General features: G+C 68.1%; 21 protein-coding genes. 9 read left to right on the top strand and 12 right to left on the bottom strand.

Features of this window, described 5'->3' with window-relative positions; all coding sequences use genetic code 11:
* Window positions 1-94: 94 nt before the first annotated feature.
* Window positions 95-568 carry a hypothetical protein gene (locus N1027_RS11650; protein ID WP_259508061.1) on the top strand — a complete coding sequence of 158 codons (474 nt, stop codon included), beginning with the start codon at window positions 95-97 and terminating at the stop codon, window positions 566-568.
* Here N1027_RS11650 and N1027_RS11645 read toward each other — a convergent pair.
* The 5 genes from N1027_RS11645 to N1027_RS11625 all read right to left on the bottom strand — a co-directional run bounded on the left by N1027_RS11645 (window position 546) and on the right by N1027_RS11625 (window position 3,352).
* Window positions 546-992 (bottom strand): HTH domain-containing protein, encoded by a 447-nt coding sequence (locus tag N1027_RS11645; RefSeq protein ID WP_259508060.1) that lies wholly within the window; start codon window positions 990-992, stop codon window positions 546-548. The two genes, N1027_RS11650 and N1027_RS11645, sit on opposite strands and share 23 nt — an antisense overlap.
* 83 nt (window positions 993-1,075) lie before the next feature.
* Window positions 1,076-1,555: an SRPBCC family protein gene (locus N1027_RS11640; RefSeq protein ID WP_259508059.1), complete on the bottom strand. Its 480-nt coding sequence runs from the start codon at window positions 1,553-1,555 to the stop codon at window positions 1,076-1,078.
* A complete protein-coding gene (locus N1027_RS11635; RefSeq protein WP_259508058.1) occupies window positions 1,552-1,887 on the bottom strand; it encodes an ArsR/SmtB family transcription factor in 336 nt (111 codons plus the stop codon). The genes N1027_RS11640 and N1027_RS11635 overlap by 4 nt, the downstream gene beginning before the upstream one ends.
* A gap of 32 nt (window positions 1,888-1,919) precedes the next feature.
* Window positions 1,920-2,840, bottom strand: a complete 921-nt coding sequence (locus N1027_RS11630) for a nucleotidyl transferase AbiEii/AbiGii toxin family protein (protein ID WP_259508056.1) — start codon at window positions 2,838-2,840, stop codon at window positions 1,920-1,922.
* The gene (locus N1027_RS11625; protein WP_259508055.1) at window positions 2,837-3,352 is read right to left on the bottom strand and encodes a type IV toxin-antitoxin system AbiEi family antitoxin domain-containing protein; all 516 of its coding nucleotides are present in this window, start codon (window positions 3,350-3,352) and stop codon (window positions 2,837-2,839) included. The genes N1027_RS11630 and N1027_RS11625 overlap by 4 nt, the downstream gene beginning before the upstream one ends.
* A 107-nt stretch (window positions 3,353-3,459) precedes the next feature.
* Between N1027_RS11625 and N1027_RS11620 the strand changes: the two genes are divergently transcribed.
* Window positions 3,460-3,897 (top strand): VOC family protein, encoded by a 438-nt coding sequence (locus N1027_RS11620; protein WP_259508054.1) that lies wholly within the window; start codon window positions 3,460-3,462, stop codon window positions 3,895-3,897.
* 14 nt (window positions 3,898-3,911) lie between these two features.
* Here the strand turns inward: N1027_RS11620 and N1027_RS11615 are convergent, their stop codons facing one another.
* The gene (locus N1027_RS11615; protein WP_259508052.1) at window positions 3,912-4,826 is read right to left on the bottom strand and encodes an SDR family NAD(P)-dependent oxidoreductase; all 915 of its coding nucleotides are present in this window, start codon (window positions 4,824-4,826) and stop codon (window positions 3,912-3,914) included.
* A 137-nt stretch (window positions 4,827-4,963) separates the two neighbouring features.
* Here N1027_RS11615 and N1027_RS11610 point away from each other — a divergent pair, with 137 nt between their 5' ends.
* From N1027_RS11610 to N1027_RS11590, 5 genes are all read left to right on the top strand, one after another.
* The gene (locus tag N1027_RS11610) at window positions 4,964-5,806 is read left to right on the top strand and encodes a helix-turn-helix transcriptional regulator (RefSeq protein WP_259508050.1); all 843 of its coding nucleotides are present in this window, start codon (window positions 4,964-4,966) and stop codon (window positions 5,804-5,806) included.
* Between the two features lie 22 nt (window positions 5,807-5,828).
* A complete protein-coding gene (locus N1027_RS11605) occupies window positions 5,829-7,388 on the top strand; it encodes a Na+/H+ antiporter (protein ID WP_259508048.1) in 1,560 nt (519 codons plus the stop codon).
* A 113-nt stretch (window positions 7,389-7,501) separates the two neighbouring features.
* Window positions 7,502-9,106, top strand: a complete 1,605-nt coding sequence (gene dacB / locus N1027_RS11600) for a D-alanyl-D-alanine carboxypeptidase/D-alanyl-D-alanine endopeptidase (protein ID WP_259508047.1) — start codon at window positions 7,502-7,504, stop codon at window positions 9,104-9,106.
* Window positions 9,107-9,155: 49 nt separating this feature from the next.
* A complete protein-coding gene (locus N1027_RS11595) occupies window positions 9,156-9,800 on the top strand; it encodes a TetR/AcrR family transcriptional regulator (RefSeq protein WP_259508046.1) in 645 nt (214 codons plus the stop codon).
* Window positions 9,801-9,952: 152 nt separating this feature from the next.
* Window positions 9,953-11,590 carry an MDR family MFS transporter gene (locus N1027_RS11590; protein WP_259508044.1) on the top strand — a complete coding sequence of 546 codons (1,638 nt, stop codon included), beginning with the start codon at window positions 9,953-9,955 and terminating at the stop codon, window positions 11,588-11,590.
* Here N1027_RS11590 and N1027_RS11585 read toward each other — a convergent pair.
* The 3 genes from N1027_RS11585 to N1027_RS11575 all read right to left on the bottom strand — a co-directional run bounded on the left by N1027_RS11585 (window position 11,568) and on the right by N1027_RS11575 (window position 15,996).
* Window positions 11,568-12,203, bottom strand: coding sequence for a TMEM175 family protein (locus N1027_RS11585; protein ID WP_259508042.1), 636 nt, complete (start codon window positions 12,201-12,203; stop codon window positions 11,568-11,570). The two genes, N1027_RS11590 and N1027_RS11585, sit on opposite strands and share 23 nt — an antisense overlap.
* Before the next feature lie 101 nt (window positions 12,204-12,304).
* Window positions 12,305-13,603, bottom strand: a complete 1,299-nt coding sequence (locus N1027_RS11580) for a glycosyltransferase (RefSeq protein WP_259508040.1) — start codon at window positions 13,601-13,603, stop codon at window positions 12,305-12,307.
* Window positions 13,600-15,996, bottom strand: coding sequence for a glycoside hydrolase domain-containing protein (locus N1027_RS11575; protein WP_259508038.1), 2,397 nt, complete (start codon window positions 15,994-15,996; stop codon window positions 13,600-13,602). Before N1027_RS11575 ends, N1027_RS11580 begins: the two co-directional genes overlap by 4 nt.
* Before the next feature lie 146 nt (window positions 15,997-16,142).
* Here N1027_RS11575 and N1027_RS11570 point away from each other — a divergent pair, with 146 nt between their 5' ends.
* Both N1027_RS11570 and N1027_RS11565 read left to right on the top strand, forming a co-directional pair.
* Window positions 16,143-16,781 (top strand): dihydrofolate reductase family protein, encoded by a 639-nt coding sequence (locus tag N1027_RS11570; protein WP_259508036.1) that lies wholly within the window; start codon window positions 16,143-16,145, stop codon window positions 16,779-16,781.
* 53 nt (window positions 16,782-16,834) lie between these two features.
* A complete protein-coding gene (locus tag N1027_RS11565) occupies window positions 16,835-18,295 on the top strand; it encodes an alpha/beta hydrolase family protein (protein ID WP_259508034.1) in 1,461 nt (486 codons plus the stop codon).
* 149 nt (window positions 18,296-18,444) lie between these two features.
* On the opposite strand, the gene N1027_RS11560 is transcribed toward N1027_RS11565, so the two are convergent.
* From N1027_RS11560 to N1027_RS11550, 3 genes are all read right to left on the bottom strand, one after another.
* Window positions 18,445-19,218, bottom strand: coding sequence for a Pr6Pr family membrane protein (locus N1027_RS11560; protein ID WP_259508032.1), 774 nt, complete (start codon window positions 19,216-19,218; stop codon window positions 18,445-18,447).
* Between the two features lie 110 nt (window positions 19,219-19,328).
* Window positions 19,329-20,696, bottom strand: a complete 1,368-nt coding sequence (locus N1027_RS11555; RefSeq protein ID WP_259508030.1) for an MFS transporter — start codon at window positions 20,694-20,696, stop codon at window positions 19,329-19,331.
* Window positions 20,689-21,297 (bottom strand): winged helix-turn-helix domain-containing protein, encoded by a 609-nt coding sequence (locus tag N1027_RS11550; RefSeq protein WP_259508029.1) that lies wholly within the window; start codon window positions 21,295-21,297, stop codon window positions 20,689-20,691. Before N1027_RS11550 ends, N1027_RS11555 begins: the two co-directional genes overlap by 8 nt.
* Window positions 21,298-21,363: the final 66 nt, after the last annotated feature.

Genomic DNA, 21,363 nt, shown 5'->3' with positions numbered 1-21,363 from the left:
AGCCCAAGGCTGGGTCGTCATCGCTCGCTCATGGGGGGCCGGGTTCACAGTCGACGAGCGGAACCGCCATCGTCTGTGGCATCTCGGAGAACGGGTGAGATCACTCGTCACCCTACGAGAGCTCGAAGCAGCTGACGCGCACGCCATGCTCGCTCTTGATCGGGAAACCCTCGACGACTACCCAGGCGACGTTGCGACCGCTCATGAGGCGCTGACCATTGCCCGCGCGACGCCGACCATCAACCATCGCGGGTGGGGCGCATTCGCTCTCGATGGCCGACTCGTCGCCATGACTTTCGTCGACGTCGGCCGAGACGTGGTGGAAACGGATTTCACAGTGGTGGGCCGAGGATGGCGGGGCCGGGGTATCGGCGCTGCGGTGAAAGCCCTCTCTGTGACGGTGTTGTGCGAAGAGGGCCACCTCAACTTCCGGACGGGCGGCTCGATGGACAATCCGGCGAGCATCGCCGCGAATCGCTCCGTCGGATACGAACAGGACGAGGAGTGGCTCACCTTCGTCGCTGCAGACGAGGTGCAGGTTCCACTCAGCGACCGCGGGCTCGATTGACGGCGTTGATGAGGTATGACGCCTTGCTCGCGAGTTCGTACTTCTTCTCGAGCGGAACGGTCCGCGGGTCACGCAGGGCACGTTCCACGTCACCGACATCGAGTCCGGTCAACCCTGAGATGTGCTGAAGCGTAAGGCGGCACTCGACCGTCAGCGACTCCAGGGTCGCCTTGAGCCGCTCGTCGTCGCCGATCGGCAGCCCCTCCGCCAGTTGCACCGCGAGACCGGACAGCCTCATGCTCTCGTCGCCCGAGAGCACCTGCGGCTCGGCAGACATTCCTGTCTGAACAGGCTTCGTTTCGTCGAGGAAGGCCCGAATCTTCTCGGGTTCGAGACCCGTGATGGCCTGCAGAGCCTCTTCGGAGAGGTGGCCATCCGCGATCATGCGCCCCAGTTCGTGACGCGAGTCGAACGCATCCGACATCCCGACCATCCCTTCTTTCTCGCTGCTGCGGCTAGAGAAGATTACCCAGATGATGCGTGCAGGATCCGCTCCCCCACCCCTGGCTACCGCGTGAGGAACGCCTCGATGCGAGCGAACGCTCCCACCCAGACGTCGTTCTCGAAGAAGTCCCGCACCTCGGGAACCGGGAACCCGCTCTGGAGCACCGTCACGAGGGTCTGCTCTCCGGCATCCCCCTGCGCTTCGAAGGTGATCTCGATGTGGGTCGACATCGTCATCCCGTCAGGGCTCGATCCGGTCGACTCCGTCACGAGGCGATGCGGCCGGTCGATCTCGACGAAGGTCAGCACTTCGCGGAACAGGGTGTCGGCATCCGGGCCCCACACCGTGCTCTGCTGGCCGCCGACACGAAGATCGGTCGTGATCTCCACGATCCCCGGAGTCTCGTCGAGGATGGTGAACCACACCTTCTGCTTCTCCGGATCGGTGTAGGCGTCGAAGACCTCGTCGGGTGTGGCGGGGAGCGTGCGGGTCATCCGCATCTCGATGGCGTCCGGTGTGGCCGGAGCGATGTTCTCGGTCATTTCTGCGTTCCTTTCCGGAGGGTGAAGTAGGCGTCGAGACCGTCGAGTCGACGTTCCCAGAGCCGCTGATAGAAGCCGATCCAGGCCATCGCGTCATCCAATCGCTCCGTTCCGAGTCGGCACTGTCGCGCTCGGCCGACCTTCTCCGACACCACGAGGCCCGCGTCTTCGAGCACTTGCACGTGCTTCTTCATGCCGGTGAGCGTGATGCCGGCCGGCTCTGCGAGCTGGCTGATGGTCGCGGGGCCTTCTCCGAGGCGGGTGAGGATGTCGCGGCGCGTCGCATCGGCGAGAGCGGCGAATGCCTTGTCGAGCACTTCTTGCTGAACCATACGGTTCACAATACATCACTGAACCAAAAGGTTCAATGACCTCGGATCGTGCCCGCGATGGTCGCGACGACGTCGGTGAGCCAAGCCCGCGCGGCGACGACATCGGAAGCAACAGACGTCAGGCCGTTCACCTCGGTCTCTTCGCGCGCATCCCGGTAGACCAGTTCCCATCCGCTCATGTCACGAAGTGGGAGCGGTGGCCACGCCTGTTGCTTGCGCAGGTCGAACGTTCGGATGCAGTGCCGGTTCAGGCGAGCCAGGTCAGGGCCGGCACCCCACAGCAATTGCAGGTCGACCAGATCGTGCGCTCGCGTAGAGGCGGGGTCGGTCACGGCGTGGATCTTCTGTGCGATCTGGTATTCCAGCTCCACCAGATCGACGGGCAGCAACTCTCCGAAGCCGAAAAAGGCCCCGAACTGAACGAGATCATCGTCGAGTCCTTGCTGGGTATGGGCATACGAGTCGATCTCAGGATCGGAGACCTCCACATCCAACCCGCCCCAGGGGCTCCCGAGGAACGCGAGCGACACCCGATAAGGGTGCATCACGTACCGTGGCTGGACGAGGCCCGGATCGTGAACGCTCTTCGCTCGCACTGTTGCAGTAAAGGCCACTCGGTCCTGCGCATCGGGGTTCCGTCGCTGGTCGCCCTTCGAGGGAGGAACCTTTCCCCACCCCTCGGCGAGTCTCGCGCGGAACGCTTGCTCGAACTCTTCTCCGCGAAACCGAGTAGAGACATCGAGGTCCGAAGTCGCCCTGGTGCCGCCCTCCCCGAACCTCAGTTTGATGCCCATTCCCCCCTTGACCGCGACTGCATCGGGAAGCATCTGCGCCACGATGAGCGTGCACAGCATCACGCGCGCTCGCGCTACGGGGATCATCATTTCCTCCGCGAGCAGCGCCAGGCGTGCATTCAGCTGAGTCACGTTCAACGGGGGCGGGACGACGGTCATTCCAACTCACCCCTCAGAGAGAGCGCTTCCTGCGCATTGATCAGCTCTCGCCTCAGCGTCTCGTCGATCAGCGCCGTCCATCTCTCGCGAGGCATCCTGAGTCGCACGTCGGCAAGCGCTCGCGAGACCGTAGTCGTTGCGACGCCATCGAAAGTCGTGATGTCGTCATCGAGAACGTCGGCGCGTGTCTCCAGTGACATCCACTCCGGAAGCGTGCGCCGCACCCGACGGCGCGTTCCGACCCGGATCTTCTTCGGGTTGAATTGCCCCACCCCCAGTAGGTCGAAGACCGACTCGCGGTGCAGAAATGCGTCATCGCCGCCGAGTGCCACCGCGACCGCGGGCTCAGTGAGTCGGGAGGTCGGGACGTCCTGGTGCACGTAGACGCCTTGCCCATATCGGCGGAGCGCGCCACGCGTCGCAAGTTTCCGCACTTCAACAGCGGGAACACCGGCTTCGCCTGCAATCGCGACCGTCACGACGCCATGCCGGGATGCCGCGATCTCCCACAAGTCGCGTCGATACCCCACAACACCACCTCCGTGCCATTACCGTACCATTTTCAGTACGGTATTGGCACAGTGGGCCGCTCCTCGCGCACCTCGGTAGCATGCAGAGCATGGCAATCACACTGGAGAACGTCGGGATCGCCGTGCGGGACATCGAGGAGACGATCGCGTTCTTCACCGACCTCGGGCTCACCGTCGCGGGCCGCGACACCGTCAGCGGTGAGTGGGCCGACACCGCCGTGGGCCTCGACGGCAACCACGCCAAGATCGCCGTGCTGCAGACGCCGGGCGGTCAGGGCCAGATCGAGCTCTTCGAATACCTCCACCCCGACGCTATCGAGACGGAGCCCACCCTCCCCAACGAGATCGGGATGCACCGCATCGCCTTCTCCGTCGACGACATCGACGCAGCGCTCGAGATCGCCGCCCGGCATGGCTGCCATCCCCTCCGCGGGGTGGCGAACTACCAGGACGTCTACAAACTCACCTACCTCCGTGGCCCGAGCGGCATCCTCGTGATGCTCGCCCAGGCGCTGAAGAAGGAGTGACGGCATCGGATGCGTCACGCCGCGATGAGCGGCACCGCCAGCTCCCACAGGCGGTCGGCGTTGCCCTCGTCGAGCGCGTAGGCGGCGACACCCGACATCCATCCGTTGCCGTCGTGCACGGTGGCGGCCTCGTTGTTGTCTTCGAAGTAGCGCCCGCTGACGCCTTCCAGCAGGGGTGAGGTGGCGACGAAGATGCTCGTGGCCGCTCCCTGCTCGACCGTCTTGCGCCCCTCCGGCGGAGTCTTGAGCCCGCCGGTGTGCTTCTGCAGCCCGGTGGCGATGGCTCCGGGCATCACGGCGTTGACGGTGATGCCGTCATGCGCCCACCGCTTCGCCGCGCCCACTGCGAAGAGCACCGACGCGGTCTTCGACTGTCCGTAGGCGAGCAGGGGGTCGTAGGGGCGGAACCGGAAGTCGATGTCGTCGAAGACGACGGGCGAGATGAGGTGCCCGCTCGAGCTCAACGCCACCACCCGGGCGCCGTGCGCCTCGACCAGCGCATCGTGCAAGCCGACCGTGAGGGCGAAGTGCCCGAGGTAGTTGGTGGCGAACTGCAGTTCGGTGCCGGCCGCCGTTCGCTCCTCCGGGGTCGCCATGATGCCGGCGTTGTTGATCAGGATGTGCAGCGGGCCGGTCCACGCCGACACGAACTCGCGCACCGACCCGAGGTCGGCCACATCGAGCTTGGCCACGCGCACGGCAGTGTTCCCCGTCTCGGCGGTGATCGAGACGGCGGCGCGCTCACCGGCCTCGAGGTTGCGCACGGCGAGGGTGACGTCGGCACCGTGCGCGGCGAGCACCTTCGCCGTCTCGATGCCGATGCCCGACGCAGCGCCCGTGACGACGGCGCGCTTGCCGGTGAGATCGATGCCCTCCGCGACCTCGGCGGCCGTCGACGAGAATCCGAAAGGTGAGGTGATGAGTGACATGGTTGCTCCTCTGTTCAGGCTGTCAGAAGCGTGGAACGCCTCTCCGGCCTCGGGAAGTCCCGCACAGAATGACCCTGGTTTAACCGGTACCGCCAGCACCAGGATGAGCGGCGAGACGCCCCGAGTACGGTTGCCGTATGGGTGAGAACAGCGCGAACGGCGACAACCCGATCGGCGAGTTCCTGCGCGCACGGCGCGAGCGGGTGCAGCCCGCCGACGTCGGCATCCCGCCCACACCGCGTCGCCGTGTGAAGGGATTGCGGCGCGAGGAAGCCGCCCGCCTCGCCGGCATCAGCAGCGAGTACTACCTGCGGCTCGAGCAGGGCCGTGACCAGCATCCGTCCGACTCCGTGCTCGCCGGGCTCGCCCGCGCCCTCCTGCTCGATGAGGCTGCGACCGCCTACCTCTTCGAGCTGGCACGCCCCCACCCCACCCCTCGCGTCGCATCCCGCGCCGAGAGCGCCACCGACAGTCTCCGGCAACTACTGGACGTCTGGACATTGACCCCCGCCTACGTGCAGGGCCACACCCTCGACGTGCTCGCCTCGAACGCACTGGCGCGAGCACTGAGCCCGATCTTCACGCCCGGAACCAATCTCGTGCGCGCCGCCTTCCTCGACCCCCACGTGAAGCAGCTCTGGCGGGACTGGACCGAGATGACCTCCGGAACCGTCGCCGGCCTCCGAGCCCAAGCCACCGGGGAGCTCGACGACCGGCAGCTCGCCGAACTCGTTGCCGAGATGACCGCGCAGAGCGACGACTTCGCCCGGCTGTGGGCACGCCATGACGTGCGCCCGAAAGGCGCGGGCCGATCGGTCATCCTGCATCCGGATGTCGGTGAACTCGACCTGCGCTACGAGAAGCTGGCGGTGAGCTCGCCCTCAGCCGGCCAAGTGGTCGTCGTCTACCACGCCGACCCCGGCAGCAGCACGGAGGCCAAGCTGAAGCGACTCCATATTGAAGTGACTGCGCCCTCGTAGATCCGACACTATTCTTTCGTGCATGGAGGGACTCGAGGTCGCCGTCGTGCTGGGTCTGGCGATTCTGGCCGGCGGGCTGGCGAACCGGTACCTCCGCGTGCCCGCCCCCTGGGCCTGGCTCGCCATCGGCATCGCCGTCAGCTTCGTGCCGGGCTTCCACGAGATCACCCTCCCGCCCGACGTCGTGCTCTTCATCTTCCTCCCGGCGCTGCTCTACTGGGAGTCACTCAACATCTCCGTTCACGGGTTCCGATTCGACCTGCGGGTCATTTTCCTGCTGAGCGTCGGCCTGGTCTTCGTGACGGCCGCCGTCGTCGCCGGAATCGGAACCCTCATGGGGCTCGCGTTCCCTGTCGCACTCGTGCTCGGAGCGGTTCTCTCACCGACGGATGCGACCGCCGTCTCAGCCATGGCCCCGCGCCTTCCGAGACGGATCGACACCATCCTGCGCGGCGAGAGCCTCGTGAACGACGCCAGCGCCTTGGCCCTCTACTCCGTCGCCGTCGCAGCGGTCGTCGCGGGCCGCGATCCGTCGGTGGGCGAGATCTCGCTCCGGTTCCTCTGGGCCGTCGTGGCCGGTGTGGCACTCGGACTCGCCGCCGGATATGCCCTCTACCTCCTGCGCCGCGTCGCCCGTCAACCCCCGCTCGCCGCCACCATCTCCGTGCTCACGCCGTTCGCCCTCTACCTCCCGGCCGAGCTGGCGCACGGATCGGGCGTCGTGGCCGTCGTCTCCGGCGGCTTGCTGCTCAGTCGCCTCATGCCGCGAGTGGTCTCGGCGAGGTCGCGCACGCTCGGCTTCGACTTCTGGCGCGTCGCGAGCTACATCATCAACGGCACCCTGTTCGTGCTGATCGGCCTCCAAGCGCGCGTCGTCATCGAGATCTACCTCTCCGACGGCTGGCTCTCCGTGCTCTCGCTGACCCTCGCGGTCACGGTCGCCATCTTCGCCGTGCGTTTCCTCTGGGTGGTCGCGATGGCACCGGCCATCCGCCTCCTCGACCGCCGACGCTCGCAGCGCAGCCGCCGGGTGCCGTTCCGCATCCGCGCCATCCTCATCTGGGGCGGATTCCGCGGCGCCATCTCGCTCGCCGCCGCCCTCGCGGTGCCCGCGCTCGTCGCCGACGGCCTCGGCTTTCCCGATCGCGAACTCCTCATCGCCATCACGTTCGGCGTCATCGTGCTGCTGCTCGTGGGCCAGGGAGCCACGATGCCGCTGCTGCTCAAGAAGGCGCGCCTCCCCCGCGACGACAGCTCCGCCGAGGAGCACCAGCTCGCCGTCACGGCCATGCTCAACGAAGCGCTCGAACATCTGGATGCCGATGCGACGGCAGCCGACATCTCGCCCGCCGCCCGTGACACCGTGCGCGAGCACCTCGAGAACGAGCGCGCCAGGGCGGTCGACGGGTCGGGGGCGGCGGCAGACGGCGGGGTGCGCACGCTGCTGCTCAAGGCCGTCGGCCGCAAGCGGCGCGTTCTCGAAGAACTCCGTCGAACGCGTCAGATCGACGACTCCGTCTTTTTGCGGGTGCAAGCCGATCTCGATCACGAGGAACTCCGGCTGCACACCGAAGACGACTAGTCGCCACCACCGACCGGGCTCACGTCTCTTGCGCGACTTCGCTCGCACTTGGGAACATGAGCCGACGTGGGTTGAGTCGGCAGGCCATGGCTGCCGGGCAAGGGGGCAGTTCCATGAAGCGAATCCGAACGACGCGCGTGGCCGGCGTGCTCGCCGTGCTGGCGGTCGCATCCGTCACCGCCGCGTGCACCGCAGGCGGGTCGGCGAGCCCGTCGAGCACCGCCGTCGGATCGGTGCAGTCGGTTTCCGGGCTTCCGGATGCCGCACTCGCCGTGATGAATCAGCCGCAGTTCGCCGATGGCCGGTGGCTGATCTCGGTCGAAGACATCGACACGGGCGAGACGTTGATCGACCTCGACGCCGAGAAGATGGCCGAGCCCGGATCGTTCGTCAAGACCTACAGCGCCGGCGCCGCCTGGGTGAAGTGGGGCCCTGACCACACCATCACCACTCCCGTGAAGCAGTCGGGCTCGGTGACCGACGGAACCCTCACCGGCGACCTGGTGCTGGTGGGGCAGGGCGATCTCACGATGGGCGGGCGCACCAAGCCCGACGGCACGGTCGACTTCACGAACCTCGACCACAACGACGCCAACCCCCTCCCAGGAGCGACGCTCACGACCGAGGATCCGCTCGCGGGGCTCGACGATCTCGCCGCCCAGGTGAAGGCATCCGGCATCTCCGCGGTGAACGGCGACGTCATCGTCGACGACCGCCTGTTCACGGGTGAGCTCTCGAAGCAGCCGGTCACGCCCATCATCATCAATCAGAACATCCTCGACATCCTCGTGACGCCGGGCACTGCCGGCGAACCGGCGAGCGTCGCCCTCACCCCGGCGGTCGCGCCGTGGACGGTCGTGAACACCGTGCAGACGGTCGCGGCCGGAGAGAAGGCGGCGCTGGGCACTCCGTTGGTCTCCGCCGACGACCCGCACCGCATCGTGATGAGCGGCACCATCGCCGCCGACAGCGATCCGGCGCTCAAGGTCTTCGCCTTCGACGACCCGGCGCCATTCGCGCGCACCGCCTTCATCGAGGCGCTGGGGCGGGCCGGGGTCACGGTCACGGCTGATCCGCTCGCTCCGAATCCCGAGAGCGCGCTGCCCGACAAGGCCGCTGTCGAGGCGCTTCCCGCCGTGGCAGAGCTCGAATCGCTGCCGCTCGGCGAGGAGGTGAAGTACGTCATGAAGATCAGCTACAACCGCGGTGCGCAGACCCTCGTCTGCCGTCTCGCCGCAGAGGCCGGTGAGACCGACTGCGACGCCGGCATCCCGCTGATGCAGAAGATCTGGAGTGACGCCGGGCTGGACACGACGGGTGCCTCGCTCATCGACGGATCGGGGCTCGACGGCAACTTCATCACGCCGAAGAACGCCCTCGACATCCAGACCCTCATGGCCGGGCGTCCCGATGCGGAGCGGTGGCGTAACACGCTGCCCATCCTGGGCGTCGACGGATCGCTCGCCGATGTGCAGCCCGACAGCCCCGCGGCCGGACACGTTTTCGCGAAGACCGGCACGCTGCTCGGCAAAGACGCGCTGAACGACCGGTATCGCCTCGTCACCAAGACGCTCGGAGGTGTCATGGAGGCCAAGAGCGGGCGGGATCTCGCGTTCACGATCATGGTGGACCAAGGGTTCTACTCCGATCAGCTCGGCGTGTTCGAGGCGAACGACGACGTGGGCAAGGTCGCCGCGATCATCCAGCAGGCCTACTAGCTCTAACTTTCGCGTTGCGAAAGTTTTCGCAGCGTGAAAGAATCTGGGTATGGCATCCGCTCCTCCCCAGCCCGTCGAAGAGACGCTCGGGCTGCGTGAGCGCAAGAAGCGGGAGACCGCGCGCGCCATCGAAGTGGCGGCCGTCGAGCTGGCGGCTGAACTCGGGTTGGCGGAGGTGACGGTCGAAGCCATCAGCCATCGCGCCGACGTGACGAGCCGCACCTTCTTCAACTACTTCGCAAGCAAAGAGGATGCGGTGCTCGGCGCCTCGAAAGCGTTCGGCCCACCGGTCATCCCCACCATCGAATACCAGCCCGGCGTCTCGGTGCTCGACCTGCTCATCGCCGCGGTGCGCGACGAGATCGCCTCGATCGACTTCGGCACACCCGAGCTGCAGGCCAAGCGGCGAGCGGTCGCACTCGCCAATCCCTCCCTCCTCGCGAAGGACTTCCAGCGCCTCGGCGCCATCGAAGAAGAGCTCGCCGAGCAGGTCGAGCGCCTGCTCCGCGTCGAGGGGCTCGTGCCCGCTCGCGAACGCACCGACCGTGCGTGGGCCATCGTGATGTTCGCCGGAGCGGTGCTGCGACTCGGCCTTCAGACCTGGACCCACGAGTCCGGCACCCGCCGGCCCGTCGCTCAGCACATCGACTCCGCCCGCATTCACCTGCTCGGCCTCGCCGCCGACTCCGACTGACCCGCACCGCTACCGACCGTTTCGATCCACCGCCCACACTCCGCCACCGCCCGCCGCCGCCCGCACTCCGCCACCGCACGCCCGCATCCCACCACCGCCGCCGTTCCCCGCCGCCCCCATGTCACCGCCCGACACGATTCCGAGGAAGAACCATGTCCAACAGCCCCGAACTCGAAGAAGTCGCCGACCGCGACGACCCGGCCACCTCGACGAAACCTGCTAAGACCGGCGCATCCGCCGCGACCGCCGGCCAGACCACCGACGACGGCCCACCGCAGCTCTCGCAGAAGCGGATCGGCCTCATCTTCGCCGCCCTCATGGTGGCGATGCTCCTCTCGGCACTCGACCAGACCATCCTCGGCACTGCCCTCCCCACCATCGTCGGCGACCTCGACGGCGTGAACCACATGCTCTGGGTGGCGACCGCCTACATCCTCGCCTCCACCGTCGTGATGCCCGTCTACGGCAAGCTCGGCGACCTGATGGGGCGCAAGTCGCTGTTCGTCATCGCACTGTCGATCTTCGTGTTCGGCTCGATCGTGGGCGGATTCGCGAACTCGATGGAGTGGCTGATCGCCGGTCGCGCCATCCAAGGGCTCGGTGGCGGTGGACTGATGATCCTCTCGCAGGCCATCATCGCCGACGTCATCCCGGCCCGCGACCGCGGCAAGTACATGGGGTTCATCGGCGTGGTCTTCGGCCTCTCCTCCGTGGCCGGACCCTTGCTCGGCGGCCTCTTCACCGACGTGCTCAGCTGGCGCCTCGCCTTCTGGATCAACGTTCCCCTCGGCATCGCCGCCATCGTCGCCGCCGTCGCGTTCATCAAGCTGCCACCCGTCGGTGTCGGCTCCAAGCCGCGCATCGACGTGGCCGGAATGGTCACCCTCGCGTTGGCAGCCGCCGGACTCGTGCTCACCGCGTCGTGGGGTGGCACCGAATACGACTGGGACTCCCCCGTCATCATCGGCCTGATCGTCCTCACCGTCGTCTCGGCCGTGGCCTTCGTGATGATCGAACGCCGCTCGAGCGAACCGGTCATCCCGATGTCGCTGTTCAAGAACCGCAACTTCACGCTCACCACCCTCGGCGGGCTCGCGATCGGCATCTCGATGTTCGGCGCCATCGGCTACATGCCGACCTTCCTGCAGATCGTGAACAGCGTGAACGCCACCCAGTCGGGCTTCATGCTGCTGCCGATGCTGGGTGGACTCCTGGTCACCGCGATCGGTGGCGGATTCCTGGTCACGAAGACCGGCCGCTACAAATGGATGCCCATCGTCGGCTCCCTCATCATCGCGTTCGCCCTCGTGCTGTTCTCGACGATGCGTGCCGACACCCCGCTCTGGCTGATCCTCACGTACCTCACCGTGCTCGGCCTCGGCATCGGTCTCGCCATGCAGGTGCTCGTGCTGATCGTGCAGAACTCGGTGCCCCACCGCATGGTGGGCACGGCGACCGCGGGCAACAACTTCTTCCGCGAGATCGGTGCGTCGCTCGGTTCTGCGATCGTCGGCTCGCTGTTCGTGGCGCGGCTCACCGACCAGCTGGCGTCATCCGCTGCGGCCGGCGGAGCAGCGGCCGGTGCGGTGCCGACCGACACCAACGCGCTCACCCCGGCGGCCATCAACGCGCTGCCGCCCGAGATGCACCAGATGATCGTGGATGCCTACTCCAACGCTCTCAGCCCGGTCTACCTCTACCTGGTGCCGCTGATGCTCGCCGCGGCGCTGCTGCTCTGCTTCGTCAAGGAGATCCCGCTGGCGACCACTACGGTGCAGTCCGAGGCCTGACGATCAGCCGCTGGATCGGCGACGACAGGAGCATCAGGAGCAGCGGGTAGAGGCCCAGTTGCGGCCAGACGCCCACCACACCGGCGGCGATGAAGCAGAGCACCACGCCCACCCAGTGCGAGAGCAGACGACGATTTCCGGGTGCCGCTCCGGGCTCCAGCAGCCCGGTGCGGGCCAGCACCAGCTCGTCCACCCGGAGCAGTGCCATGGTGACGCCGATCGTGCCGATGTAGACGATGGCCGCCAGGCGGTCTTCGCGTGAGGCGCCGACCTGCAGCACGGTGGCCAGCGGAAGGAAGGCGATGCCGGCGAGCCACAGCAGATTCACCGTCACCAAGGTGCGGTTGAAGCCGACGGCCCGGTTGAACATGCGATGGTGCTCGCGCCAGAACGACCCGATGACCAGAAAGCTCACCGCGGCGGCCAGCAGCCCCGGCCCGTTCTGGGTGAAGAACTCCGCAGCCGTGCCTGAGCCGGGGTCGCGCGCCACGTCGACCAGGGGCAGCACGATCAGCGTGATCGAGATCGCGATCACGGCGTCGCTGAAGAACACCAGCCGGTCGACGCCCTTCTCGGCGTCCACTTCGCGCCGCGACTCCGTCTGCTCGCCCATTCCCTGAGCCTAGGGTGTCGTTTCGGGAGGAGGAGAAGGAAACGAGGGTCGAATACGGCCGTCGTTCTGCGCTCCTCCTCCCGAAATGAGGCGCAATCGCCTCAGAGGGCCTGCGGAAGCGGTTCGGCCAGCGCGACGGGGGCGAAGAGCTTGTCGAAGACCGCGTGCCGATCGAACTGGAGGGCGTAGGCACGCGCGGCCTCCGCGCCGGCGGCGCGCGCGGCGGGCGTCGTGTGCAGCACCGCCTGGTCGATCGCCGCCGCGATCGCCGCGGGGTCGCTCACCGGCACCACGATCGCGTGGTCGCCGATCGCCTCGCCGATGCCACCCGTGAGCGTGGTGATCACCGGCCCACCGCCCGCCAGCATCTTCTCGGCCAGCGCGATGCCGAAGGTCTCCACGAACTCGGGGCGCGGCTTCGACGGCAAGACGAAGGCGGCGCATCCGGCCATCAGGAACGGCTTCTCGGCATCTCCGACGTCGTCGAGGAACCGGATGCGCGACGCCAGCGGCGAGCGCGAGGCCAGTTCCCGAAGCGCCTCGGCCTGCGGTCCGCGGCCCGCGATCACCAAGGGCATCGACGTCGAGGCGGCGAGTTCGCTCTGCTCGAAGCCGGCGATCAGGTCGTCCACACCCTTCGCATCCGTCAGCCGGGACAGGAAGAGCAGGTAGCCGTCGCGCGCGAGCCCGCGAGCCTCCAACAGCGAATCGGTCGTGCCGGGGTCGAGGTCGAGATAGGCGGCCGCGTCGATCGCTGGATACGACACCGCGATGCGCTCCCGGCACTGCTCGGCGAAGCGCGTGCCGTGCTGTTCGTCGACCCGTGCGGCCTCGGAGATGATGAGGTCGCGGGTGTACTCCGAGACGGCGACGCAGTGATCCTGCGAGAGGTACGACGAGAGGATGTGCGCGGCCGCTCCCAAACGGCCCTCTTCGACCGCGGTGCGCACCACGTTGGTGACATCCGAGCCGACGGCCTCGGCGATCGTGGTGACGTTCACCGGCAGGCCGGTGCCCCACGCCGCCCGAACGGCGTCGGCCACCGCGATGGTGTGGGGGCTCAGGTAGAGCGAGAGCGCGACCGTCGGCACTCCGTCGGTGAACAGCTCCACCAGGCGTCCGGTGATGCCGGCCAGGTAGCGCCCGTCGGGCACCTTGTAGTCGCCCACCGGCGCGGGTCGCTCCACGATGATTCCCGGGCTGTAGGGCAGCACCGAATCGAGGGGTTTGAGTGGCAGGCCGGCGGCGTCCAGGCGCTCGATCGGCCAGGTGACGATGCGCACCTCGTCGAAGCCGCGGGTCAGCGCCGTCTCGGCGAGGTTGCGACCTTCGACCGAGTGGCCGCAGATGACCGGATCGGCGCGAACGACGATGACGAGTCGGTTTCGGATCGCGTTCATGGGGTCTCTCCTGTCGTGGTGGTCGTGCCTGTGGTGGTGGGCGTGCCAGTGGTGGCAGTCGTGATGGTCGCGCCCGTCCCGTTGGACGGAGCTGTCGTGGTGGCCGGGACGGTCAGGGCCGCCGGTTCGGTCATGGCGGTCATGGCCGTCGTGGCCGTGTCGTGCGTCGCCGCGAGGGGCGTGGACGACTTGGACGACGACGACGATGATGACGACGGCGGCACCTGCTGCGTGCCCCAGTCGCTCGGTTCGGGCCCGAGTTCGATCAGCAGCTCGCCGCCGGCGTGGAACTCCGCGCCGCGCAACCAGCTGCGTTCGAGCGGTTGCCCGTTGAGCGTGGCCGCTTGCACGTACTGCACCGGGCCGCCCGCAACCGGCTCACGGAACCCCGCGGTGCGCACCGAGAACACTCCCCCACCCACCGCGATCTGCGCGGCGGCGAACGACGGCGCGTTCACCAGCACGAGGTTCTGCCCGGCCACCGGGAACAACCCGAGCGATGCCCAGACGAACCACGAGCTGAGACCGCCCGAGTCGTCGTTGCCGGGCAGTCCGCCGCGACCCGTGCCGAACTGCTGATGCACCGCGTTGTGCACCACCTCGGCCGTGCGGTCAGGGCGACCGGCGTAATGGTAGGCCCACGGCGCATCCATGTCGGGTTCGTTGTTGAGACCTTCGAAGCGGCCGAGTTGATAGCCCGCGACCAGCTCGGGCACCCCGGGTGCGATACCGAGCTGCTGCACCGGCGGCGCACCGAATCCGAAGAACTCGTCGAGTTGGGCGACGAACTGTTCGCGCCCGCCGCTCACCTCGATCCGTCCCGCCATGTCGTGCTGCAGACGGAACGAATAGTTGTAGCGGCTGCCCTCGTAGTAGGTGGAGTCCTTGAGCAACCCGGTGGTGGGGTCGAAGGCGTTGACCCAGCGCGCGGCGAGCTCCTCGAACTGGGTGGCGAGCGCCCGGTCGCCCACGTGCCGCGCCACCTGGGCCGTGCACCAGTAGCCGAACGCGATGTCGAGGGTATGGGTGATCGGATGCGCCTCCCCGCGCAGCAGATACTCCTCGCCGTAGGTGCGCCGCAGGTCGTCGCTCATGTGCACGAGCGCCCAGTCCCAGTCGATTCCCGGCACGCCGAGCTGGCACAGATCGGCGAGGAAGGTGTGCGCGAGCGCGCTGCCCTGGCGCGAGAAGCGGTCGCTGCCGCGCGCCATCCGGTAGCCGATCGGAAAGTTGCCCTCCTCCTCGCAGATGGTCAGCAACGCGTTGGCCAGCTCGACGGCCTTCTCGGGCTGCAGTGCGGTGAGCAGGGGCAGTTGGGTGCGGTAGATGTCCCACATCGTCGCGATGTCGAAGGCGAACGGGCCGTCGCTCGGCCAGAAGGGGCTTTCCGAGTGTGCGAACGACGGCTTGATGAGCGAGTGGTAGAGCGCGGTCGAGAACACCGTCTTGCGCTCGGGCGAGGGGGTGTCGACCGTGATGGTCTTGAGGTGCTTGCGCCAGGTCTTCTGGGTGCGCTCGCGCCGTGAGTCGAACCGCGCGGGCCCTGGCCCGCAGTCGGCGCGAAGGTTGCGCTCGGCCTGCTCGACGCCGCGCAACGAGAAGCCGATGCGAAGCTCGATGGTCTGCCCCGACTCGCTCGGCCCCGCCCACATCAGCCCGAACGGGCGCAGTGTCGTGGGCCGGATGTGGTCGAAGTCGAGCCGCGTTCCGCCCGGCATCAGCCGGCGGTCGTACCAGAGCATCTGCCGCCACTGCGGCGCATCGCACTCGACGTGCACGGCGATCGGGGCGCCCTCGGCCACCACGACACCACTGGCCACACCCGGCGAGATGGTCTCGAGGTGGGCCCGCAACGGAATGGTCGAGCCGTACGGAATGGCCAGCCCACCGAGCGAGAAGTCGATCACGATGCGGGCATTCGGATGCTGCGGAAAGGTGTACCGGTGAACGGCGCTCTTCGGGCCCACGGTGATCTCCGCAGCGATGCCGGAGTCGAGAGTGGTCGTGTAATACCCGGGCGACGCCTGCTCCTCGGTGAGCGCCCAGGTGCGGCCGAGCACATCCAGCGGCTCCACCATCGGGGTCACCCGGAAGTAGTTGTAGTACTTGCGGATCGCGCCCGTTCCCGACTGCTGGAAGTGCGTGAATCCGCTCGCCAGTTGCGCGTCGTAGATCGTGGGCGGCACGCCCTCCAGGCTGAGGTCGTAGCGCCCGTAGCCCGTCGGATAGGCGCCGGAGTAGGCGCACGCCGACACCATGCCGAGCGGATGCGTGGCACCCGGATGCGTGTTGCCGATCTGCGGCTTCGGCCACCACCAGCTCGCCGCGAGCCCCGTGGGCTCGGGCAGCGCCGTGGCCTCGGTGCCGATGAACGGGTCGACGTGGTCGATCATGCGCGGCGCCCCCATCCGTTGGTCATCGTCGGAGACTAGGTTCCGGATGCGGACGCCGGGTGAACCGTCGGTGACCGGTTCGCAAACGGATGGCGCCGCCGCCACCCCCCATTGTGTTGCATCGGCCACGAGAGTAGGAAGACATCATGACCGGACGCATCCAGATCGACCTCTTCAGCACTCTCGACGGCGTGCAGCAGGCCCCGGGCGGGCCCGACGAAGACACCGACGGCGGGTTCGCCTTCGGTGGCTGGCAAGCACCCGTCATGGACGAGGCCGACGGCGAGCAGATCATGGCGGGAATCCGAGCCATGGACGCCTTGCTGCTGGGCCGCCGCACCTACGACATCTTCGCCGGGTTCTGGCCGAGACAGCTCGACGGCGCCGACAGCGAGATCGCGCGCAAGTTCGACGGCATCCCGAAGTACGTCGCCTCGCGGGGCACGCCGGCCCTGAGCTGGCGCGACTCGCACCTGATCGGGGGCGACCTCGCGACCGAGGTGGCGGCCCTGAGGGAGCGGCACAGCGACATCCACGTCATCGGCAGCATCGACTTCGCCCGCTCGCTCGTGGCGGAGGGGCTGTTCGACCAGCTGAACCTGTGGGTCTATCCGATCGTTCTCGGGGCCGGCAAGCGGCTGTTCCCCGACGACGGGCTCCCCACGACTCTCGAGTTGCTCGCACCTCCGACCTCCTCTCCGAAGGGCACCCTGTTCCTGAGGTACGGGCCGGGGAACGGCGCGCCCACGGCCGGCGACATGTCGCGTGCCGACCGCGGGGTCTGAGCTGCGCCGCGCTGCGTCACCGGAAGATCGTCGAATCCGCTAGCATCCGAATCATGGGGTTCTTCGGGGTTGATTTTTCGGCGCGCCTGCGCCTGTCCAAGACGGTCGTCGCTGCGGCGTCGCTGTTCGTTCTCGCCGGAGTGGCGGTGACCGGCTGCACCTCGGGTGCGGGAGCGGTGAGTACCGCCTCTCCGGAAACAGTCGAAGGCGGCTCGTACGCCGGCGGCACCGGGGTGGGTGAGGTCGATCCCACCACCGACGGGCAGTTCGGCATCCCCGACTTCTACACGCCGCCGTCGCCGCTGCCGAAGGGTGAGCACGGCGACATCATCGACTCCGAAGAGGTTCCGGCACCGGATGGCGCGCGAGCCTGGCGCATCCTCTACCTCTCCGAACTCCACGACGGCACCCCGGTGGCGGCGTCGGGCTTCGTGGTGGCACCCGAAGGCGACGCGCCCGAGGGCGGCCGCAAGGTCGTGGCCTGGGCGCACGGCACCGAAGGCGGTGGCCGCAACTGCGCTCCGTCGCTCGCGCCGAAGCCGGCCGTCGACCTGGTCGACTTCTTCACCTACGAGAGCCCCTTCCAACAGGATGTCGGGGTGCCCGCGCTCACCGAGATGCTCGACGCAGGCTACGTCGTGGTCGCGACCGACTACCAGGGTCTCGGCACCCCGGGAGTGCAGCAGTACACGGTGCTCGACTCCGAGACCAACAACGTGTGGGACTCGGTGAAGGCCGCGCAGCAGATCAAGGCCACCAAGGCGGGCGACGACATGGTCGTGCTCGGCTGGTCGCAGGGCGGCGGCGCATCCGTCTGGATGGCGCAGGACACCTCCTACGGGGCTCCGCTCAACCTGCTCGGCGCCGCGGCACTCGCGCCGGCGGCCGACAACGGCCCGCAGTTCGCGGGGCAGGTGGCGCCCGGCCCGGAGAACTCGACCTCGGTGGCACACGCCGCGGCCCTGCAGTTGAACGTCTACCGCGGCTTCCTCGCCGCGTATCCCGAGCTCAAGGCCTCGGATGTCGTCACCAAGGAGGGTGAGGAGGCCCTCGCCGCCGCGGGGGTGCAGTGCGTCAACCACCTCGCGTACGTGTTCAGCTCGAACCTCACCACACCGTTCGAGACGCTCATCCAGCCCACCACACCGGCCGACTGGCAGAAGCGCCTCGACGAGAACACGCCCGGCTACGTGGCGCCGACTGCTCCGCTGCTGGTGATGCAGGGCACCGCCGACACCGTCGTGAACCCGAACGGAACCACGCAGTACTACGAGCGGGCCTGCGGATTCGGGCAGCCGGTCGAGTACACGATCTACAACGGTGCGACGCACCAGACCATCCCGGGCGACGCGAAGGGCGAGTACACCGCCTGGATCGCCGACCGCTTCACGGGCGAGCCGGCGCCCACCACCTGTGCCCCCGCCGGCAGCACGCAGACGGCGCCCACGCCCCTCCCGACCCCGTCCCCCCTGCCGACCCCAGCGGCGACGGCAGCGCCCGCTCCGGCGAACTGACCCGCGAGGAAGTGTGACCTCCCCGAAACCTGCCGAAATCCGGCGTCAGGGTCTGGTAGCTCCGGTGTGGTGGGCGTTCACGGGCAGAGCTGCCAGACCCTGACGCCGGATTTCGGCCGCCCTGGAGTACTTGGCGACTCGCGAGAGTGCTAGCGGCGAGCGCTGCGCATACGCGGCGCCCCGTCGTGCACGAGGGCCGGCAGGTGCCGGTCGAGCAGGGTCAGCACGACCGCGATGATCACGCCGATCAGCAGGATGACGAGGCAGTTGCGCAGCGAGTCGGCGAAGCCGATGAGCGTCACGTCGAGGAACGGGTAGGGATACCAGTTCATGATCGCGCCCACCACGAAGGTGAACACCAGCCAGGCCACTGGCCAGATGAAGGCCAACAGCGTGGTGCTCCACGGCATCCGGGGCCGCGGCCCGAAGATGAACCAGCCGATCAGGGTCGCCCACGGCGAGATGTAGTGGAAGCCGATGGTGGCCGCCAGCGCCCAGCCGGTGGGGTGCACCAGCGCGGCGAGGATTCCCTCGTAGACGAGGCCGGTGATGATGATGCCGAGCATCGCGTCGAAGCGCAGCACCCGCCAGACCCGGCCGTTCTTCCAGATGTTCAGCGCGAGCACGATCGAGGTGCCGAGCACGAACAGGTTGCTCTGAATCGTGAAGTAGCTGAACAGATGGAAGAACCGCGTGCCGAGACTCTGACCCACCGTGCTCTGGAAGGCGTTGACATCTTGCCCGCCGGTGAAGATGAGCGTGATCTGGATGATGAGCGCAACGCCCACCACCACGGCGATGCCGCCGAACCAGATGCGGGCTGCCCGGATGCGCGCACTGCTCGCCCCGGCCCTCGCGTCGATGCCCGCGGCCGTCGTCGCCTGCGGCGCGGCCGTCTGCTGTGCCGAAATCGGCTCGTCCATGTCGTCGTGCTCCCCCCAGAGCGGTCCCTCCGCACGCACCATGCTAGTGGCCGGATCGCGGTTGCCGGGCGACCCGGAATCGGTCCGCGGCCGTACCGTCACAGCTCTCCCTACGAATCCCGCTGACTCCGCTCCTGCCGCAGTGCGGGCAGATAGAGGAGTGCACCGAGAATACTGAAGGCCCCGGCCACCGCGAATGCCACACCGGTGCCGAACCCTTCGGCCAACGGGGTGAAGAGCAGGAGGCCGAGGCTGTACGCGCCGCCGGCGACCATCGAGTTGATCGAAAGCACCACCGCCCGGTTCGCGCTCGTCGCCTGCCGGTGCAGCAGCGTGCTGTGCATGGGGCCGGCGGCGCCATGAGTGAGGTAGGCGAGCCAGTAGGCCGCGACGAGCCCCACGACTCCCGCCGTCAGCCCCATGGCGATCACGAAGAGGCCGTTCAGGATGCGCGACCCGATCGCCGTCCAGACCACGCCCACCCGACGGCTCGCGAACCCGGCGAGCACCGCCCCTGCGGCGAACAGCGCCCAGGCCGCCGCCGAGGCGGGTCCGAAAAGGGCTCCCGCGGCCTGCTCGCCACCCAGCAATGCGGCGAGGCGCACCGGGGTCAGCGTCTCGAACGCGATCATCGCCACACTCCAGAACACCTCGACCAGCACGACGGCGCGCAGCACGGGCGACCGCCGCAGCAGCACCAGGCCCGCAAGCACCACCCGAGGCGAGTCCCGCGCGGCGGCCCACGCAGACCCCATCGGAGCCCCGACACGCGCGACCGCCCGCCGGGGCTCCCGCACGAGCAGTGCCACGAGCACCGTGTGCACCACATACAGCCCCACTGCCACCCCGAACGGCAGCACCAACGCCGACCACCCGGGCACCGGATGCCACGCCACCAACCCTCCCCCGGCGAGCGCCCCCAGCGCGATGGCCACCCCCAGCATCGTCGCCGCCCGGCTGAGCCCCCGTTCGATCGGCGCCGAGGGGTCGACGGCGTGCGCCGCGTCGACATACCAAGCCTCGAGCGGCCCCGAGTCGAGCGCCCGGAACACACCCTGCGCGATCATCGCGACCGCGAACATCCAGAACTCCGTCGAGACGACGAACAGCAGCGCCGACCCCACCGCCAGCACGCCCGAGGCGACGAGTAGCGGGCGCCGGCCCAGCGCATCCGCGAGCCCGCCGGTCGGCAGCTCGAGCACGAGCACGACAACGCCCTGGATGGCGAGCAGCCCACCGACCTGCACCAACGACAGCCCGCGTTCGAGTGGCAGCAACACCGTCAACCCGAACACGAGCCCCACGGGCAACCACCGCGTCGCGGTCAGCAGCACGAGTCGTCGTTCGGCAGCCCTCACCGTCAGCGCGGCGCCGTGCCCCCGATCGTGTCGTCTCGGCGCGCGCCGTCGTGGCTCCCGCCGTCGGTAATGCAGGGAATCCGAACGACCGACGCCGTATATGGGGTCGGTGTCACTCATTCGCTGCATTGTGCGGCCCACCCGCAGGCGGGCGGAGGTCGATGGGGCTCGACTGGGTCGATATGTGGATGCGGCGGGCCCCCGCCATCCCGCTCCCCGCCGCGCGGTACCGCGCCAACAGCGCGTCCACGTCGTCGCGCAACGCCGCCGCCTGCGCGGGGGTGACCTCCACGAACGCGTCGTTCAGCCCGAGCACGTCGACCCACTCACGAGGCCAGCCGTCGGCGGCATCCAGCCATCGTTCGGCCCGGGTGGCGAACTGCCGGATGTAGTCGCGCTGCAACCAGTCGAGAGCGGTGCGGGCATCCTCGTCGCCGGCGAAGTCGGAGTTGGTCCACGAGTGGTAGTCGGTCGACGCCCGCCACAGCCGACGCTTGCCCACGCCCTCGCCCGTGTCGGTCACGAGCCCCACCGACTCGAGTGCCCGCAGGTGGTAGCTGGTGGCGCCGCTGTTCGTCGAGAGCGCTGCGGCGAGTTCGGTGGCGGTGGCCGGCCCGGTCAGCCGTAGGCGGCTCAGGATGCGTGAGCGCAGCGGATGCGCGAGCACGCGAACCGCACGTGCGTCCAGCTGTATGCCGACGTAGTCATCCGAATCGCTCATGCGACTCAGTCTCGCATGCACACTTTCTATGCACAACTCTTCTGCACAACCGGCGCGAACCGCCCA

It is taken from the genome of Herbiconiux aconitum (assembly GCF_024979235.1).
Lineage (GTDB): Bacteria > Actinomycetota > Actinomycetes > Actinomycetales > Microbacteriaceae > Herbiconiux > Herbiconiux aconitum.
The sequence above is the reverse complement of the archived record's forward strand: the minus strand, read 5'-3'. Positions and strand labels throughout refer to the sequence as shown.